The 18,693-nt window shown below is 66.6% G+C and carries 13 protein-coding genes and 4 tRNA genes; 6 read left to right on the top strand and 11 right to left on the bottom strand.

The genetic code is table 11. The annotated features are described in order from the left end of the window. Positions 1-27: 27 nt before the first annotated feature. The 6 genes from ACI7YT_RS08655 to ACI7YT_RS08630 form a co-directional block, all read right to left on the bottom strand. On the bottom strand, positions 28-1,308 hold the full coding sequence (locus tag ACI7YT_RS08655; protein WP_406250231.1) for an MFS transporter: 1,281 nt from the start codon (positions 1,306-1,308) through the stop codon (positions 28-30). 1,115 nt (positions 1,309-2,423) lie between these two features. Then, positions 2,424-2,936, bottom strand: a complete 513-nt coding sequence (locus tag ACI7YT_RS08650) for a hypothetical protein (protein WP_406250229.1) — start codon at positions 2,934-2,936, stop codon at positions 2,424-2,426. 128 nt (positions 2,937-3,064) lie between these two features. After that, on the bottom strand, positions 3,065-3,841 hold the full coding sequence (locus ACI7YT_RS08645) for a metallophosphoesterase (protein ID WP_406250228.1): 777 nt from the start codon (positions 3,839-3,841) through the stop codon (positions 3,065-3,067). Between the two features lie 2,952 nt (positions 3,842-6,793). Continuing rightward, positions 6,794-6,865, bottom strand: a tRNA-Val gene (locus ACI7YT_RS08640). A gap of 27 nt (positions 6,866-6,892) precedes the next feature. After that, positions 6,893-6,963: transfer RNA gene (locus ACI7YT_RS08635), tRNA-Cys, on the bottom strand. A 54-nt stretch (positions 6,964-7,017) separates the two neighbouring features. Beyond that, a tRNA-Gly gene (locus tag ACI7YT_RS08630) sits at positions 7,018-7,090 on the bottom strand. 150 nt (positions 7,091-7,240) lie between these two features. Here ACI7YT_RS08630 and ACI7YT_RS08625 point away from each other — a divergent pair. Next, positions 7,241-7,313, top strand: a tRNA-Val gene (locus ACI7YT_RS08625). 675 nt (positions 7,314-7,988) lie between these two features. On the opposite strand, the gene ACI7YT_RS08620 is transcribed toward ACI7YT_RS08625, so the two are convergent. Continuing rightward, positions 7,989-8,813 carry a hypothetical protein gene (locus ACI7YT_RS08620; protein WP_406250226.1) on the bottom strand — a complete coding sequence of 275 codons (825 nt, stop codon included), beginning with the start codon at positions 8,811-8,813 and terminating at the stop codon, positions 7,989-7,991. 120 nt (positions 8,814-8,933) lie between these two features. Here ACI7YT_RS08620 and ACI7YT_RS08615 point away from each other — a divergent pair, with 120 nt between their 5' ends. The 3 genes from ACI7YT_RS08615 (at position 8,934) to ACI7YT_RS08605 (ending at position 12,557) form a co-directional block, all read left to right on the top strand. Next, positions 8,934-10,634, top strand: a complete 1,701-nt coding sequence (locus ACI7YT_RS08615) for a long-chain-fatty-acid--CoA ligase (protein ID WP_406250225.1) — start codon at positions 8,934-8,936, stop codon at positions 10,632-10,634. Positions 10,635-10,703: 69 nt separating this feature from the next. Then, positions 10,704-11,189: a DUF1269 domain-containing protein gene (locus tag ACI7YT_RS08610; RefSeq protein WP_406250224.1), complete on the top strand. Its 486-nt coding sequence runs from the start codon at positions 10,704-10,706 to the stop codon at positions 11,187-11,189. 72 nt (positions 11,190-11,261) lie between these two features. Beyond that, positions 11,262-12,557, top strand: a complete 1,296-nt coding sequence (locus ACI7YT_RS08605) for a cytochrome P450 (protein ID WP_406250223.1) — start codon at positions 11,262-11,264, stop codon at positions 12,555-12,557. A 1-nt stretch (position 12,558) separates the two neighbouring features. On the opposite strand, the gene ACI7YT_RS08600 is transcribed toward ACI7YT_RS08605, so the two are convergent. After that, on the bottom strand, positions 12,559-13,275 hold the full coding sequence (locus ACI7YT_RS08600; protein ID WP_406250222.1) for an SRPBCC family protein: 717 nt from the start codon (positions 13,273-13,275) through the stop codon (positions 12,559-12,561). A 244-nt stretch (positions 13,276-13,519) separates the two neighbouring features. Between ACI7YT_RS08600 and ACI7YT_RS08595 the strand changes: the two genes are divergently transcribed. Further along, positions 13,520-14,677 (top strand): DUF1611 domain-containing protein, encoded by a 1,158-nt coding sequence (locus ACI7YT_RS08595; RefSeq protein ID WP_406250220.1) that lies wholly within the window; start codon positions 13,520-13,522, stop codon positions 14,675-14,677. A 9-nt stretch (positions 14,678-14,686) separates the two neighbouring features. Here the strand turns inward: ACI7YT_RS08595 and ACI7YT_RS08590 are convergent, their stop codons facing one another. The 3 genes from ACI7YT_RS08590 to zapE all read right to left on the bottom strand — a co-directional run bounded on the left by ACI7YT_RS08590 (position 14,687) and on the right by zapE (position 17,663). Then, positions 14,687-15,232 carry a type II toxin-antitoxin system PemK/MazF family toxin gene (locus ACI7YT_RS08590; protein WP_406250218.1) on the bottom strand — a complete coding sequence of 182 codons (546 nt, stop codon included), beginning with the start codon at positions 15,230-15,232 and terminating at the stop codon, positions 14,687-14,689. Positions 15,233-15,252: 20 nt separating this feature from the next. After that, positions 15,253-16,491, bottom strand: coding sequence for an ammonium transporter (locus tag ACI7YT_RS08585; RefSeq protein ID WP_406250216.1), 1,239 nt, complete (start codon positions 16,489-16,491; stop codon positions 15,253-15,255). Between the two features lie 134 nt (positions 16,492-16,625). Then, positions 16,626-17,663 (bottom strand): cell division protein ZapE, encoded by a 1,038-nt coding sequence (gene zapE, locus ACI7YT_RS08580; protein ID WP_406250214.1) that lies wholly within the window; start codon positions 17,661-17,663, stop codon positions 16,626-16,628. 131 nt (positions 17,664-17,794) lie between these two features. On the opposite strand from zapE, the gene ACI7YT_RS08575 reads away from it, so the two are divergent. Next, positions 17,795-18,688, top strand: coding sequence for a sulfurtransferase (locus ACI7YT_RS08575; protein ID WP_406250212.1), 894 nt, complete (start codon positions 17,795-17,797; stop codon positions 18,686-18,688). The last annotated feature ends 5 nt before the right edge of the window (positions 18,689-18,693 follow it).

The raw sequence follows: 18,693 nt of genomic DNA, 5'->3' as shown, positions 1-18,693 counted from the left end.
TTTTCGTCACCATGGAATCTCATCGGATCACCTCACACTTCGAACAGGAATAATCAGCAGGGCACCGACGACGGCGATAGCACCGGCGATCATCAGCATGATGTCGTAGTTGGTGCCGCTGCTCCATCCCACGATCCATGCGGCCAGCGCCGGAGCCACCACCTGAGGACCTGCCATGGCGATGTTGAAGACGCCGAGATCCTTCGCCGTCTCTTCGGGATCGGGCAGCACATCCAGCACCAGGGCGAGGTCGACGGCCACGTAGGCTCCGAACCCGACACCGATGATCACTTCCGCGACGAAAAACATAGTGGGGTCAGTCGTTTGAGTGAGCAGAATCGTTCCGGCGGCGAAGATGAGCGCGGAGACGATGATGAAGACCTTTCGACGCCCGAGCTTGTCCGACAACCATCCGGCGATCTGGCCGCTGACGACCAGGGCGATGGTGAAGACCAGAACGCCCGTCGCCATGATCTTCACCGCTTCAGCAGGCTCGAGCCCCATCTCGTGCTGGATCCACAGCAGACGGAAAGTGATGAACATGAAGTTGGCCAGCACGACGAGGAAGCGTGACCACCAGGCAAGTCCGAAGTCGGGATTCTTGATCGGGTTGACCCAGAACGTCTTCAGCACGGTCCCGATGCCGCCACCGGAGCGCGCGGGGAACGGGCGAGGCCTGTCAGGCAGCACGACCGCGTATATGAGTACCAGGATGAATCCGATCACGCCTGGCACGAGGAAGAGAAGCAGCAGCTCCGTGGCGAAGAATTGTGCGGCGTAAGCCGCACCCAACGTAGCCGCCTGCTGGGCGATGCCGATCGCCCCCGCGACCTTCCCGCGCTGGGAAGAAGGGAGTTGATCGGCGATGGATGCGGTGTGGGCGGCGATCGCGGCGTTGGCCGTGATCTGCGCGATGACCCACCCGGCACCGACGATCACGGCGGTGGGGGCCACAGCCATGATCAGCATCGCGACCAGGAGACCTACCATTCCCATAATCATCCAGGGGCGGCGTCTGCCGAACCGACTCATCGTCCGATCACTAATGCGACCGAACACCGGGTCGAAGAACAAGGCGGAGAGCGCGCCAATGGAGGTGATCAGACCAAGGGTGCCGACGACCTCCTCCTGCGGCATCAGGGACTGCAGCTTCAACACGAGCGCAGCGGAGATGACCGTCGACAGAGGGAGCATGAGACCCAAACGAGCGAGCACCATAGTGGTGACCACTGCGGGCCTCGCACGCACGGTGGGTGCGGCGAACGTAGGGGGATGGTTTGAGTCACCGACAGCGGTTTCGTCGATCATGATGCTCCTCTTTGAGACTTTCTACAGACCGAGCACTCGGTCGGTATAACTGTAACGGAGCCTATGTCCCCGCGCAACAGCGGGCGTCGCCAACCCAGCGCCGCCGGGGAGTCATCCCTGCGGCGATAAATCATTCAATCCGAAGATCTCGCTCGGAAAGTCAGCATCATTCGCCGAACGTTCCCGAACCGCACGACCGCAACAGCGGATGCCTTCGCCGCCCCAGGCGACACTGCCGCATTCCTGCTCGACGACGGACTCCACCCCAACGCTGTGGTGGCAAGTCGCACTCGCCACCACAGCTCTCGAAGCGCTGATCTCAGCGACCTGAGTCAGGCACGGTACAAGTCCGTCGTTGCGCAATGCACCTCTCGACAGGCTCCGTCAGCAAGCAGCAGCGCCCGCTAGCCTCGAAAGGTGGCGGGGGCTGCTATGCACGTTGGGCCGGAGGTAGTCGCGGCTGAGCCACACCGTCATGGCCGTGCCCATGGCGGTGAGGTATCGCCAGCAGCCCGCGCCTGGCATTCGGCTCCGAATCGAAGCGATCCATGGGCTACTCCCCGTCGCCAGCCACCTTCGGTTCCCGCGCGCCCTCACAGAGGCGGGCCTGACCTGGACGTCGTAGCACCCCGGGGACTGCAGGCGCTCCAGTCCTCGGGCATCGAGCGATCCGCCGCACTCGCCGAAAAAATGGGAGCGCCCCGCTCGCAGATCACGAAGGCACTGGATCGGCCGAAGCTCGACGGACTCGTCACCCGCGCCCCGTGACGCAAGTGACGGACCGGCCATCACCGTGCACGTCGCCGCGCGAGGTCTCGAGGTCGCGCAGGCCATGCATCAGGCAGGCGACCGCCTCTTCCCGAAGTTCACACAGGTTGGCCAGGCGAGGACGCCCTAGCTCTCGAGACTCTCAGGCTGTCTCGCGCACGACACGCGAGACAGCCTGACCTCCGCGAGCCGACTTCCTCGAGCCCGAATTCGCGCGCCTCGTAGTGCGCTCCGGAACGAGCGAGTCATCGTTCCCGCGCACCAAGCGTCGGTGCTGCTCGTGCTCACGGAGCCGCCTCATCTGGGCTGACTGGCGCCCACGAGGCGTTGAGCCGCTGGGCCGTGTGTCAGTCGCATGAGCGAGTCATCGCATCGGGGGCGAGGCGGCGGTCGATGGCGTGAAGGAAGTCGTATTCGTCGTCGAAGGGTCCGTCCCAGGCGTCGGTTAGAACGGAAATGGCGAAAGCCGCGTCGATTCGGACCCGGAAGTTGTCCGCAGCGCTTTCCTCGCCGTCAAGGATGGCGCGCACCGAGTCGAGTTCAGGGTCGTCCGCCCCCATCTGGCCAAGGAGCTTGTGGAGCGTCTTCTGATATAGCAGAAGGAATGCGCCGGTGCGGTTGATGCCCGAGAGGGAGAACTGGTTCACCTGTGCCCAATGGTCGAGGATGCCTTCGGCGAGCAGGTCGTCTGTGCGTTGGAGGTCGACGAGGTCGAGGATGAGGTCACCGTCGTCGGTGACGCGGTTGCCGAGCTCTCCGTGGAAGCGGACCCATGCGTGCCGGCCGTCGGAGGAGACCTGCGGGATGCTCGAGACCAGGAGGCCCGGGATGCTGGCGGTGAGCGTGCTTAGAAATGACATGAAGAGTGCTTTCGTTGGGGGCTGCATCGGATGCGCGGCCCGTTACTGCCTCTATGCGCGGTGTCACGAGCAACGCTGTCCGCGGAGATCATCCACGACTTCAACGAGGCATACGCCCGATCCGAGCCCTACATGCCGACGTAGTCGAGTGTGTCTGCCACCGGATCCCAGATCACGACGTTCCCGGCCTGACCGTCACACCCGAGCGAGATCACTCGCCGCCCATCATCCATCCGGCCACCGCCAAGGATGTGCATGTGCCCGTGAAACAGGGTGGCCGGCTGCACCGCAGCCCAAACCCTCGAGACCTGAATGCGGCTGTCTCGTGACTCATCCCGGGCCTGGCGGGTGAAGCCGAGCGGGTTGGTGCGGAGGACGCGGCGAACTGCGGGGACGGGGCTTCCGGCGGGGCTTTCGTGGGTGAGCATCGCATCGACCGGTCCGCCGGCGATGGCTTCCTCGACCATGGCGTCCGTGATGCGCTCGTCGGCCCACCATTCCTTGCCCGGAACCCGCCATCCTCGGTCAACAGATGCCGCACCTCCTAGGCTCAGCACGGAGGTTTCCCCGATCCAGAATCGGTACGGGCGTGGGAGGGCGAAGACGCGCTGCGATAGCCGGATCGGCTCCCCGGGTTGGGCGTCGAGCATCGGAGTGAGCGTGGCCCAAAGCTCGTGGTTGCCGAGCGTGACCAACACCCGCTCAATCCCGTTCTCAGCACAGGCCCGGTCCACCGCGACAAGCATGGCCGTGCTCGACCAGAAATCGCCCAGATGCAGCACCGTCGCGACCTCCGGGTGCGCGTCACGGATGGCCCGCAGCATCGCCGTCGCCCACGCGGCCGAGCCATGCCAATCCCCCGCGATAGCCACGGGGGCAGCCTCCAACATGATTGGCAGGGTCACGGTCGTCTCCTTCGGTCGCATTCTGGTCGACGATAGAACCATGCGCCGCCGACAATGAGCGAATCGCCGCCCAAGAGAACCCCGTCTCGCTCCCAGCGATGCGCGGCGACGGGGGCACTGCCACCAGCCTGTGCAGGACTCACCGCCGACAACGGATCCCCCGCGCACGGCGCACCACGGGAAACGCACGTACAGTCTGTGCGTCGTGACCCGGAGCCGGTAGTCACGTCTGCCCGGGGCCGAGCGTAACTCTGTGGAATTGTCATGGTCGTGCGTGTGTCGCCGCGGCGGTCTGGGTGCGTGACTGTGACCTGCGGCGATGTGTGAGCATGAGCGGTTCGCTCATGCTGTGGTGGTGTTCTGTTCAGTTGTTCGATGCGGGGCGATTCCGTGTGGCGCGTACCTTTGGCGAATCGTGCACGATACGGCGCTCGTACGGTCTCTGCGGTGCATCTGTGGGTGTTGCATGGATGCTAGGCATCCCTCTCGCGACCTACCCTGCGGCACATCGCGTTGGCCACTCACGGCCGGGTATTCCATGGATGCCGGGCATCCCTCTCGCGATCTACCCTGCGGCACATCCGCAGCCCACTATGCGCGCCGCCTCCCAGACCGATCAATCGGCCCCTGCTCTGCGTAATGACCCTCTCCGGTGTCCACCGGTCGTGGCCGACAGGCCAGAGTGAGATCCCGGCCGGAGCGTCGGGTTGCTCGACGGCCGAGATGGCGTGCTCTGAGAGGTATGCCCACCGCGCCTGGCAGGCGCGGCCAGGCCGGGTTTCGCCCGTATTCCTTACTCTCGACTGGGATCGCGCGCCATACGCTGAGTGGCGGCTGGTGACGCTGCCCACCCGCTGCCCACCCCAAAATTCAAGAAAACACCCGTTCAGAAGGTGTTTTTGGGGCAGTTGCCCACCTTGCCCGGTGCTGGGGGTGTATCCATAAGGGGGAAGAGTGTGTGTTCTCTGGGGGTCCCCTATTACTACTTACTTACTTTTTTCTCTCATGTAGTACCACTACTACTGGGCAAACCGGCCAATCCCGATCTAGCCCCGTGATTTCAAGGGTTTTCGTTGCCCACCCTGGGTGGGCAACACCGGGCAAACCGGGCACAATCCGGCCAGATCCGGCGTATCGGGCTCGAGAGCAGCCGCCCTAGGCTCTTCGGGAGGTGCCGAGGGGCCCTCCGACGCAGCCGAGCAGGGCGGGCGGGCGCTCCGCAACCGAGAGCGTGAACGAGAACGACCGCGTGTTCGACGCGGCCGCGCCCGGCCCGCGATGCGCCCAGCAGGATCGACTACGGGGCCAACGAAGGGTGACGGAACGCTGATCCTGCAGGCAACGGCCCGCACGGAAGCCATGAACGGCGTACTCCTTCGGCGTTCTCGGGGCGCAGGCCGCCAGAGGCGAACGCGGCCGAGCATGACCTACACGCACAGCCCACCGTCTCTTCAGCGCCGCCCTTGCCACCCTCAGGCGCGGCGAGCATCGCACACTTACCCACACAGCGGCGCGGTTTCGACGAGCCCGGGACGCTTGACGACTCGCCGCGGGTCGGACCGCGCGATCGATGGGGTTGTCGCGGACGCCGACGCCAGGTCCGTCCGGGTGGCGACGATTGCCGACGATCGCGCAGGTGACATCGTGAGCGGCGAGAGCGCGCGGCAGATCCTGCCCTTGGCGCGGTTGCGGCATCCCGACCCACAAGGGGGGCTACCGCGCTCTGCGTGCAAATCTTCCGGCGACCCCCGCGCGCACCCCAACGCCGAGCACGTTGCTGGAGGCCAGCGCCGCGCCGGTCACCCATCGAATCACCGCCGCGTCCTATGCCACTTCGGCGCTGCCGCGCAGGGATGCCGCTCGAGGATCACACCCGCCGCGCACCATCGATGCGTTGACACCCCTCCTCACAAGTCGGCGGCACTTCACCCCAGCAGTCCGATCCGACGGCGAGCGACGGGCGCAGGCCCCGGACGCAACCGTCCCGCCCGCAGGGCAACAGATGCCTCTCACGAAGGTACGCAGCGGCTTGGCATCCGCTATGGCGACAATCGTTCACGTCCGTGTCACTGGCCGAGTACCGTGCGGGGCGACCCGCTGGTCCGAGTATCGACCTCGGTCAGCAGCGCGATCGCGAGCTGCGGAAGGTCTGCCCACCGTGCCTGGCAGGCGTGGCCAGGCCGCGGATCGCTCGCGTTTCTCACTCTCGACTGGGATCGCGTACCGGTCGCCGCTCGTCGGGAAGGTGACCTGCCCAGGTGTTGCCCACCCTGAGTTTCAAAGAAATACCTGGTCAGACGCCAGAACAATGGCAGTTGCCCACCTTGCCCGGTGCTGGGGGTGTATCCATAAGGGGGAAGAGTGTGTGTTCTCTGGGGGTCCCCTATTACTACTTACTTACTTTTTTCTCTCATGTAGTACCACTACTACTGGGCAAACCGGCCAATCCCGATCTAGCCCCGTGATTTCAAGGGTTTTCGTTGCCCACCCTGGGTGGGCAACACCGGGCAAACCGGGCACAATCACGCCAAAAAGGTCGCCGAAGGCACGCAAGGGCCGACCGACAGCGGCCCGCGGGACCTTCGTCCTGGACCCCGAGGGACGAGTTCAGCGTGACCCAACCCCTCGCTGTGACGTGTTCCGGGTACCCGCACGACCGGTGAGGCGGCGAGCAGGGCAACTTCCGATCGCCCAGGAATCGATCCCCGAGGACCACCTGTCATCAACTTGCGCTTCGGCGTGTCGCCGAGCAACGAAGGCGTAACGTTCCGCGTGCCAAAGAAGCCTCCCCGAGGCATGCAGGGCGGCCCTAAATGCTCCAGCCAATCGACTAGACCAGCCCCTCGCGATTCGACCGCACAGCCGCGGACTGGGACGTGCATGGAACGTGCACGCCCTCCGAAACGGCCCCTTGAAACGAAAAAACCCCCGGAACTCCGGGGGTTTTGACTGTGCGCGATACTGGGATCGAACCAGTGACCTCTTCCGTGTCAGGGAAGCGCGCTACCGCTGCGCCAATCGCGCCCGTTGGGGCTATTCAGTTAGGCAGAGAGGTGGCGACGGGATTCGAACCCGTGTAAACGGCTTTGCAGGCCGGTGCCTAGCCTCTCGGCCACGCCACCAGGAGGTGGATTCGAACCCACATGCCGAAACTCCCGGAAGAGTCCCTGCACTCGAGCGGATGACGAGACTCGAACTCGCGACCCCAACCTTGGCAAGGTTGTGCGCTACCAACTGCGCTACATCCGCGTTGTGTTCCGGCTGACCGGGCACTTGTAAAACAATAGCCGACGATTTGCGCGGTGCCAAACCGAGCCGGGATCTCGGGTGTGTCTCCAGAAATGGTCAAGACGGCCTCACAGCGTCCGGTAGTATCGGTTGTCGACCCCTCAGGGTCTTGGGCGATTGGCGCAGTTGGTAGCGCGCTTCCTTCACACGGAAGAGGTCGTCGGTTCGAGTCCGGCATCGCCCACATAAGCAAAGCCCCGTCAGGAAGAGAATCCTGATGGGGCTTCTTCGTTCCCTCTCGTCATCGTGAGGCAAACGTGGGGCGGACCGGCTCACGCGCCCCATGAATCGAAGTCCTCGGGCGACGGGTCGTCATCGCCCAACGACCCGACCGGTCCCCCGGGTCCTGCGATGCGTGGGTTCCGACATCAACGGTGCGCCCGCCGAGGGCTGGGGGACCCGTGGGACGACGGACGCACCTTCATGCAGATTGAACGACTGGAAGGCTCTCGCTTAGCGGGCATCATATGAACCACGAGGCAAGAGCCCCCCGCGTAGAGCGACTTTGCGGTTCCCCCAGAGTCCCGGCGTCGCGCTCTAGTGCGAACGATACGCCTCGTCGCGCGAAACCATCACCCCCAGTTTGTGGGGGACTCCGTTCACACCCGGGCGCGGTGGGGGTGCCAGCCATCTTCCGCTGTGAAGACCCGTCTCGATCGTCGAGGTCATGCAACGTCTCCCGCCTTTGCGCACGCTACGCAATTGACCGTCACCGGACGTCATGGCGCAGCGTGCGCGCGTGCTCGGGCATCTACTGCTCGATAGGCCCCAACGCTCGACATCACGCAGCGTCATGCTGCGCTCGTCATTCACTCGGAAGATGCCATCGGTTCGAGTCCGGCATCGCCCGCCGCACTGGTCACCCGTCGCGACGAATCATTTCGGCGTATCCGGACTCGTAGGACGGATGCCGCAGCTCGCCGATCCAGTCGTGGAGTCGCGAACCGTCGAGGATGTGTCCGCTCGCCCGCCCTACGCCATCGTCGAGCGGCGTCTGTACCCCCAGCAGCGCTGCGACGTAGGCGAGGACCTCCCCGAGCGGCGCAGGGTGCCGGTCGACGGCGTGGAGCAGGGAAGGCGCATCCGATACGCGGAGCAACGCCGCGAGCGTGTCCACAAGGTCGTCCTGGTGGATGCGATTCGTCCACCGTGCGTGATCCGCCGGCGTCTGAGCCCGGACTCGACGCAGCATGAAGTCACGACCAGGGCCGTAGATTCCGGCCGGTCGCAGGATGGTCGCGCCGAACAGTTCGACAGCGGCGCGTTCGCCGTCGATCAAGCCCTCCGAGCGAACCGAGACCGCCTCAGGCTGATCGTCCTCGGTCAGGATCCGATCCGGACCGGCCCCTTCGAACACGCCAGTGGACGAGACGAAGACCGTGCGAGCCGGTGGGTTCGGCAATGCGACGGCCAGGTTCGTGAGCGCGAGCCGATAGCTCCCGCTCGACCCGCCGGGCGGCAATGTGACGAGCATCGTATCGACCGCCGGGAGCCGGTCGAGCGGACACAACACGTCCGCCATGACGGCCTCGACTCCAATGGGAAGCTCCGCCGCGCCGCGGCTCAAGGCGAGCACGCCGTCGGCGTGCCGGAGCAGCCCCGGCGCGAGCCGACGTGCGAGCTTTCCGTATCCGACCAGCAGAGTCCGCCCGAGCGGGCGTTCAGCACGGGTGCTCTCCGACATCGGCGCTCCTTCCCGCGTCTCGTTACAGTCTGGGCCACCTGCCGACGCGCAGGGTCCGCCTTCAGTATCTCCGGGCGCGAGGCCGCTGACAGGCGACGAGGTTCCCGGCAGGATGGAACCATGACGGTCCATCCACTCGAATCCCGACCCTGGCTCGGCTCCTATGCGGACGGTGTCCCCGCGGAGATCGCGGAGCCGACGCAGACCCTGCCCGAGATGATGGCGGCGAGCGTGAAGGCCTTCGGGAAGCGTCCCGCCCTCGATTTCTTCGGCGCGGAAACGAGTTACCGGGACCTCGGCGAGCAGATCGAGCGCGCGGCCGAGGGGATGCGTCGACTCGGCGTCGCCAAAGGCGACAGGGTCGCCCTTGTGCTGCCCAACTGTCCGCAGCACGTCATCGCCTTCTATGCCGCCCTTCGCCTCGGTGCGATCGTGGTCGAGCACAATCCGATCTATACGCCACGGGAGCTGAGGCACCAGTTCGAGGACCACGGCGCGCGGGTCGCGGTCGTGTGGGACAAGGCCGTCGACATGGTCGCCGGTTTTCCCTCTGACCTCGCAGTCGAGCACATCGTCAGTGTGGACATCACTGCAGCGATGCCGTTCTCGAAGCGCCTCGCTCTTCGTCTGCCCCTGGCGAAGGCGCGCGCCGCCCGTGCGAGACTGACGAGCACCCCGAAAGCGCGGCATCTCGTCCCCTGGCAGAAGCTCGTCTCGCACCGCCGTCTGTCGCGACGCGTCGCGGGGCCGGCCCTGCGCGACACGGCGCTTCTGCAATACACCAGCGGGACCACCGGCGTTCCGAAGGGCGCGATCCTCAGCCACGCGAACCTGCGCGCCAACGCGATGCAGGGGCGCGCATGGGTACCGGGGCTCGTCGACGGCGAGGAGACGTTCTACGCCGTTCTGCCGCTGTTCCACGCCTATGGGATGACACTGTGCCTGACCTTCGCGATGAGCATCGGCGCACGGCTCGTCCTGTTCCCGGCCTTCGACCTCGGCCTGGTCACCGAAGCGGCAAGTTCGGCGCCGCCGACCTTCCTTCCCGCCGTACCGCCGATCTACGACGCTCTCGCCCGTGCTGCCACCCGCGGGACGATCGATCTCTCGTCGGTCAGGTTCGCGATATCGGGCGCGATGAGTCTCCCGCTGGCCACGGTACAGCGCTGGGAGGAGGCGACCGGCGGCCTTCTCGTCGAGGGCTACGGCATGACCGAATCCTCTCCGGTCGCACTGGGGAATCCGATGGGGAACACGAGACGCCCGGGGACTGTCGGCGTGCCGTTCCCGAGCACCGAGATCCGCATCGTCGATCCCGACGATTCCCGCATCGACCGGCCGATCGGCGAGCGAGGCGAACTGCTCATCCGGGGTCCGCAGGTGTTCCAGGGCTATTGGGGCCGTCCGGGCGATACCGCAGATGCCCTGCTGCCGAACGGGTGGCTCAGAACAGGAGACATCGCCGAGGTGTCGGCGGACGGCTTCGTGACCATCGTGGATCGCCTCAAGGAGCTCATCATCACGGGCGGGTTCAACGTGTCCCCCAGCGAGGTCGAGGATGCGCTCGACGCGCACCCCGACATCGTGGCCGCCGCTGTCGTCGGTCTGCCCAGGTCAAGCGGCGGCGAGGAAGTCGCCGCCGCCGTCGTGCTGCGCCAGGGTGCGGCGCTGGACGTGGATGCGCTGCGAGACTTCTGTCGCACTCGACTCACCCCCTACAAGGTGCCCCGCCGCATCGTCGCCGTCGACGACCTCCCCCGGTCGCTGATCGGCAAGGTGCTCCGCCGCCAGGTACGGGAATCGCTGCTCGCCCGTGTCTGACATGAGGAGTTCGGCGCCGGCTCCCGACATAATGGGTCGCGAGAGCACACACCCGACGAAGGGAATATCGTGACCACATTCACCGCGTGGAAGTTCGAGAGCGTCGACGGAGCCGACAAGGCGACCGCCGTCCTGCGTGAGGCGGCCGGCGAAGGACTGATCCGCATCGAGGACTACGCCGTCATCGAATGGGAGCCGGGAGCGGATCGGCCGAAGGTCAAGTACGAGCACCGCGACGAGCTCCGCAGCGCGGGCTGGGGCGCTCTGCTCGGCGTGCTGATCGGCGCTCTGTTCTTCCTGCCTCTGATCGGCGCCGCCGCCGGCGCCGCGATCGGCGTGCTCACCAAGAAGATGGATGCCGTCGGCATCACCAAGGAACAGCTCGACACGATCGGAAAGGCCGTCGTGCCTGGCACCTCGGCGCTGTTCGTCGTCAACCATGACAGCGACCGCGACCGGCTCGCCGAGCGGTTCCACGGACTGGCCGGATCCCTCATCGCCAGCAACCTCGTCTCCGGCGAGGAAGAGGAGATCCGTCGCTCCTTCGAGGACTGACCTCGTCTACCACACACTCCGATTCGGCGCCTCCCCCTGCATCTCGGGGAGGCGCCGTGTCACTCTGGCGGCATGTGGAACCCTTTCAGCGACGACTCCCCCTTCCTGCTGCTTCGCGGTTATGACTTCGCCGAGCGGGTCTGGGATCGGGTGTCCCCCGGTTCCCGTGCGGCGCCCATGCGGCTGCTCGGCGACGACACCCTGCTCCTGCGCGGCGCCGAGGGCGTGCGGGTCTTCTACGACGAGACGCTGATCGCTCGGCACGGAGCGATGCCGGCGGTCGTGCAGGAGACGCTCTTCGGTCACGGTTCGGTCCACAGCCTGGACGGTGCGCAGCACCGCCATCGCAAGGCGGCTTTCGTCGCCGCCGCCTACGAGGATGCCCAGGTCACCCGACTCGAGCCGCTGCTGGAGGGCGAATGGTGTACCGAACTGTCCTCCTGGATCGGTGGTCGGCGACGCTCGGCGTACGAAGCGGCCGTCGGCGCGTACGGACGGGCCGCCATGGCCTGGGCGGGGCTGCCGGGTACCGCCGCGGCACGCACGCGCTGGGCGGCGCGCCTGGCGCAGATCGTCGACGGTTTCGGCGCCCCTTATTCGCCGGTGCATCTCAAGGCGCTCGTGAATCGCTGGTGGTCCGACCGGCACTCCCAGCAGCTGATCGAGGCTGCTCGCGACGGCACGCTCGACCCGGCAGAGGACCAGGCGCTGGCGATCTGGGCCCGCCATCGGGATGCTGAAGGTCGCCTGCTGCCTGCGCGACTGGCGGGAATCGAGCTCCAGAACAGCATCCGACCGATGATCGCGGTCGCGCGCTTCGCCGCGTTCGCCGGTCGGCGACTGCATGACCGTCCGGAATGGCGAGAGCGGATCGCCGCAGAGGTCTCCGAGCGCGGCACTCTCGTCGGGGGCCCACTCGCAACCGCATTCGCGCAGGAGGTTCGCCGCACGGCGCTGTTCGTCCCGATGCTTCCCGGTCGAGCCATCGCCGACGTCGAGCTCGACGGCCAGTCTGTCGCAGCAGGAGGACGTGTCGTGCTCGACGTCCTCGGAACGGACCTCGACGAGTCGTCCTGGTCCGACGCGGCAGCTTTCGCGCCGGAGCGCTTCCTCGAGCGGCCCGACTACGAGGAGGTCGAGGCCTTCATCCCGCACGGCGGCGGCTCCGTCGCAGAGGGCCACCGCCGCCCCGGTGAGAAGCTCGCGGTGTCCGGACTCGCCGCTGCGGTCTCAGCCCTGAGCGACCCGCGTGTGACGATTCTCGAGACGGGCCTCGGAGTGAACCGTCGCCGCCTGCCGACCATGCCCTCCTCCGGCGTCCGCGTTCGCGCCTCCGGCGGTGCAGGCAGGTGCCCGCTGCATCCCTGAATCAGTCGTCTTCCCGGTTCTCGGCCTCGGGCATCCCAGGCCCTGGACCCGGCCGCACCGCAGCGTCCGGCGCGATGTCCACCCGCGTGACGCCCTCGCCCTCGGAGACCACGACGCGGGCCTCTGCGTCCTCCTCGGTCGCATCGGGCGCACTCGTCAGCTGGTCCCGTCGTTTCTCCTCGTGCGTCATGTCGTCCGTCATGTCCGCGCCTTCCTTTCCGTCATATCCGATCCAGCGCCCGCCGGCGCCGCCCTCGGCCAGATAGGCGAGGCGGTGCAGGGTCTCGGCGTTCCTCCAGCGCAGCAATGCTGCCGACCATGCCGCCGGCAGCAACGCGGCGGGCCCACGCACGGGTCGCTCCTGAATGCGCACCACGCATCCGGCGCCACGCGGTCGGGCCTCGATCAGCACCTCGGCCTCGCCGATCGGCCAGCCGCGCGCACGCAGCAGCGCACGCCGAGGCGGGTCCCAGTCGAGGCACACGGTCGTGTCGTCGATCAGGACCGGCCAGACGCCGAAGGAGTGATGAAGCCGTGCATCGCGGCCGGGCCAGCCGGCCTCCACGTCGCGCATCCTCGAGGCGCCGACGACCCAGGACGGATAGATCCAGCCATCCGCAAGGACCGCGAACACATCATCGACCGTGCAGCCCAGTTCCCGGACGTTGCGGGCTCGCCCTTTCGTCCGAGCGGACTCGCCTGTCCTGTCGCCATCCATCCGGCACCCTTTCGTCTGCGCCGAACGTATGACCAGGCGGTTCCAGCGGGCAGGGGGTTGCTCTTTCGCGCACGGACCAGTAGCCCGTCGCCGGAGGGCGCAGGCCGGGGCGGCTCCCAGGGTGCGGTGCTACTGTCGACGAGCCGGCATCTTGTCGGCATCAGGGAAGACTTCTTGTCGACCAACGGGCCCACTCGGTCATTTCGTTCTCCGTCGCCTCCTCTGTGTGAGCACGAGGAGACCCATGTCCACCCCGCACCTTCCTTCTTCCGTCGACCCGTCCGCGCATGACTGGGCCGCGCCCATCGCACTTCCCGTCGGCAGCACTGCCGTCGTGTATTGCGAAGGTCAGTTCGGCGAGCAGGACGGCAAGACCGCCAACGGACTCGTCCGTCACTCGGAGAAGTACGACATCCTCAGCGTCATCGACAGCCGCCACGCCGGCCTCGACGCGGGCACGGTCCTGGACGGCATCCGCAATGGGATCCCCGTCCTGGGCACACTCGCTCAGGCCGTCGCGCATGCCGATCGCGTCCCTGACTACCTGATCTGCGGACTCGCGCCGGCTGACGGCCTGTTGTCCCCGACGCAGCGCGTCGTGCTCCTGGACGGCATCGCGCGCGGCATGCACATCATCAACGGTCTGCACGAGTTCCTCAACGACGACGCGGAGTTCGCCGCCGCGAGCCTGGTCGCCGGCGTCACGATCACCGACGTGCGCCGGCCGCGCGACAAGAAGGATCTGCACCTGTTCTCCGGTCGCATCTTCGATGTGACGTGCCCTCGCATCGCCGTCCTCGGAACCGACGGCGCGATCGGCAAGCGCACCACGTCGACGCTGCTCGTGCAGGCGCTCAACGCCCGCGGCATCCATGCGGTCATGGTCGGCACAGGGCAGACCACGATCATCCAGGGCGGACGCTACGGCGTGGCCCTCGATGCGCTCGTGCCCCAGTTCTGCTCCGGCGAGGTCGAGAATCAGGTCGTCCTGGCGTTCGAGGGCGAGGACCCGGATGTCATCATCGTCGAGGGACAGGGCGCACTCAGCCATCCCGCCTACCTCACCTCGGCCCACATCCTTCGTGGCAGCCGCCCGGCGGGCGTGATCGTGCAGCATGCACCTGGGCGTCGGATGCTCGGCGACTTCCCGATGGTCGCGATGCCGACAGTCGCGTCGGAGGCGGCGCTGATCGAGGCGTTCGCCGCGACGAGAGTCATCGGCGTGACCGTCAACCATGAGAACCTCACGGACGCGGAACTCGGATCGGCGATCGACGAGATCGAGCTCGACCTCGGCATCCCGGCGACCGACCCTCTCACCCGGCCGCTGGACGAACTCGTCGACATGGTGGTCCAGGCCTTCCCGCACCTGGCCGAGCGCCTGGCTCCCGCCCAGCGCTGACTCGGCGCTTCAGCTCGTGCGCCACCCGTAGCGGCGCACGAGCGCCTGTGCGACGCGGTCATAACGTGCGCGGTCCAGGATCGCCGCTTCCCGCCGCATCCCCGACTCGTGCACGCTGTACAGCTCTTCGATGTCAACCCAGGATTCGCGTCCTGCGCCGTCCCAGGCCCCCGAGCCGATCGACAGGTAGTCGCGGTGGCCATCGTGCGGCTTGCTCGTCATCCGCACCGCATACACGCGGGCGTCCGACTGCCGACCGATCACGAGCACCGGCCGGTCCTTGCCGCGTCCGTCGTTCTCCTCGTACGGCACCCAGGTCCAGATGATCTCCCCGGCATCCGGGGCTCCATCGCGCTCCGGGGTGTACTCGACGCGCAGTCGATCGACGCCGAGCGGATCGATGCGGATCGTCGCGCTTCCGAGTTCCTCCCCCGGTGACGACTCGGGGACAGCAGGACGTCCCGGCCCCCTGTCAGGGTTCCGGGACGTCCTGCTGGTCAGCGCATTGACCAGCAAACCGACGATCTGGGCGAAGAGGCTCTTGGTCGAACTCACCCCGTCACCCTATCGGCGCTTCAGGCGTCGACGAGCGCGTAGCCCTCCTCGCCGTGCACGACCGAGTCGACACCGGCGATCTCGTCCTCGTTCGTGATGCGGAATCCGACGGTCTTCTCGATCGCGAATCCGATGATGAAGGCAACGATGAACGAGTAGATCAGGACGCCGAGCGCGGCGATCGTCTGCACGGCGAGCTGGCGGGCGTCGCCACCGACGAACAGGCCGGTGCCGGTGGCGAAGAAGCCGAGGTACAGCGTGCCGAAGAGGCCTCCGACGAGGTGGATGCCCACAACGTCCAGCGAGTCGTCGAAGCCGAGGCGGAACTTCAGCTCGACGGCCAACGCGCAGAGGATGCCGGCGAGCGCGCCGAGCAGCAGCGACCAGCCGGGCGTCAGGTTGGCGCAGGCCGGGGTGATTGCGACGAGACCGGCGACAGCACCGGAGGCGGCGCCGACCGACGTGGCCTTGCCGTCCTTGATGCGCTCGATCAGGATCCAGCCCAGGATCGCCGCAGCCGTGGCGCCCAGTGTGTTCAGACCGATCAGGCCGACGCCGCCCATGTCCTCCGCGAGCCACTCGGCGCCGGCGTTGAAGCCGAACCAGCCGAACCACAGCAGTGCGGCACCCAGCAGGGTCAGCGGCACGTTGTGCGGCTTGAGGATGCCCTTCTGGAAGCCGATGCGCTTTCCGAGGACGATCGCCAGAGCCAGAGCCGCGGCACCTGCGTTGATGTGCACAGCGGTTCCACCGGCGTAGTCGATGACGGCGATGCCGCTGTCCTCACCGAACAGCGTCGTGCCGAGGTTCATCACCCAGCCGCCGCCCCAGACCCATGCGGCGATCGGGAAGTAGCCGACGGTGGCGAAGACGCCGGCGAAGATCAGCCAGCTGCCGAACTTGGCGCGATCCGCGATCGCGCCGGAGATCAGTGCGACGGTGATGATCGCGAAGGTCGCTCCGTACGCCACACCGATGAGGGCGACGTTCGAACCTTCACCGGAGGCGAGCGAACCGAGGCCGAAGTCGGCGAACGGGTTGCCGGCGAAGTCGGTCGGTGACGCGACAGCGCTCATCGAGAAGCCGTAGAGAATCCACAGCACGGCGACGAGACCGATCGAGCCGAAGCTCATCATCATCATGCTGACGACGCTCTTGGCCTTCACGAGCCCGCCGTAGAAGAAGGCGACGCCTGGCGTCATCAGCAGGACCAGCGCCGTCGCGGTAATACCCCACGAGATGTTGCCGGGAGCATCCATAGGAAAACCTCACATCCGAAGTAATTGAGAGCTTCAGTGTGACGAGGCCCGATTTCGGAAATGCGTGGGGTTTGTTTCCGCCTGGTTACACCCGGCCTCGGTCTGTGAACATCACGTTACGTCGAGCTTCGCGCTCACGCAGAATGCGTCAGCGCGTTCAGCCGGGAGGTGGCGCGCAGGTACTTCTTGCGGTAGCCGCCGGCCAGCATCTCGTCCGAGAACGCCGTGTCCAGCGCCCGGCCCGTCGCCGCGATCGGGATTTGCGCGTCGTACACGCGATCGACGAATGCGACGAACCGCAGCGCCTCGGACTGATCGGTGAGCTCGCGCACGCCACGCAGCCCGACGAGGTCGATCCCGTCGATCAGCCGGATGTATCGCGACGGGTGCACTCGGGCGAGGTGCTGGATGAGTTCGTCGAATCCGTCGTCGGATGCCGCTCCGGCTGCCACTGCGGCATCCACACGTGCGGCGTACGCCGCCTCGTCCAGTACGACGGCGTGGCCGTCGATGGAACGCTGACGGAAGTCGACGCCGTCGATGCGCAGCGTCTGGAAGCTGTCCGACATCTGATGGATCTCGCGCAGGAAGTCCTGCGCGGCGAATCGCCCCTCCCCCAGCGCGTTCGGCGGCGTGTTCGACGTCGCGGCCAGTCGGGTGCCCGATGTGACCAGTTCGCCCAGCAGACGCGTCATCACCATCGTGTCGCCCGGATCGTCCAGTTCGAATTCGTCGATGCAGAGCAGATCGGCGCCGCGGAGCAGATCGACCGTGTTCTTGTATCCCAGTGCACCGACGAGTGCGGTGTACTCGATGAACGATCCGAAGTATTTGCGTCGCGCCGGCATGGCGTGATAGATCGAGGCCAACAGGTGCGTCTTTCCCACACCGAAGCCGCCGTCGAGATAGACGCCGGGTTTCAGCTCCGCCTCTTTCGGCGCTCGGCGGAAGAATCCGCCGCGTTTGGCGGGTGCTCCGCGCCCCGCGAAGCGCTGCAGCAGTTCCTTCGCCGATTCCTGCGACGGGTACGCGGAGTCGGCCCGATAGCTCTCGAAGGTCGCATCGTCGAACTGCGGCGGCGGGACGAGGCCGGCGAGCATCTCGGGACCCGTCACGACGGGCTGCCGTTCGGTGAGGCGCACGGTGCCGGTGCGAGGCGTCGATTCGGTCATGAGGTCCTGTGTCGGAGTCTTACGGATCGGGCGCCGGGCGCACCGAATGGATCTATCGTCGAAGGGGACGGCACAACACTACGCCGTCCACCACCAGAGCCTTCGCTCGCACACCCCCGAGGAGCGCCACCGTGACCATCGAGTTCGACACCACGTCCGAGAAGTTCGCCGAGTACGCGGAACCCGGTCGACTCGTCACGACCGAATGGCTCGCCGAGCGCCTGGGCACGGAAGGCCTCGTCGTCGTGGAATCCGACGAGGATGTGCTGCTCTACGAGACCGGGCACATCCCGGGCGCCGTCAAGGTCGACTGGCACACGGAGCTCAACGACCCCGTCGTGCGCGACTATCTCGACGGAGCGGGCTTCGCTGGACTGCTCAGCCGCAAAGGCATCTCCCGCGAAGACACGATCGTCATCTACGGCGACAAGAACAACTGGTGGGCTGCCTACGCCCTGTGGGTGTTCTCGCTGTTCGGGCACGAGGATGTGCGGCTGCTCGACGGCGGCCGCGATCGCTGGATCGCGGAGGGTCGGGAGCTGACCACGCAGCCGACGGTGCGGACGCCGACCGACTACCCAGTGGTCGAGCGCGACGACACGGTCCTTCGCGCCTACAAGGACGACGTGCTGGCGCACATCGGCAAGCCGCTGATCGATGTCCGTTCGCCCGAGGAGTACAGCGGAGAGCGCACCAGCGCGCCCGCCTACCCCGAAGAGGGCGCGCTGCGCGCCGGGCACATCCCGACGGCGCAGAGTGTGCCGTGGGGACGCGCCGTGGCAGAGGACGGCAGCTTCAGGACCCGTGCCGAACTCGACGCGATCTACCGCGGCGACGCCGGGCTTCAGGACGGCGACGAGGTCGTCGCCTACTGCCGTATCGGCGAGCGTTCGAGCCACACGTGGTTCGTCCTCAAGCACCTGCTCGGCTTCGACAACGTGCGCAACTACGACGGATCCTGGACCGAATGGGGCAGCGCGGTCCGCGTGCCGATCGCCACTGGCACCGAGCCCGGTTCGCTCTGATCGTG

Origin of the sequence: Microbacterium sp. M (genome assembly GCF_045181065.1) — a bacterium.
Classification (GTDB): domain Bacteria; phylum Actinomycetota; class Actinomycetes; order Actinomycetales; family Microbacteriaceae; genus Microbacterium.
The sequence above is the reverse complement of the archived record's forward strand: the minus strand, read 5'-3'. Positions and strand labels throughout refer to the sequence as shown.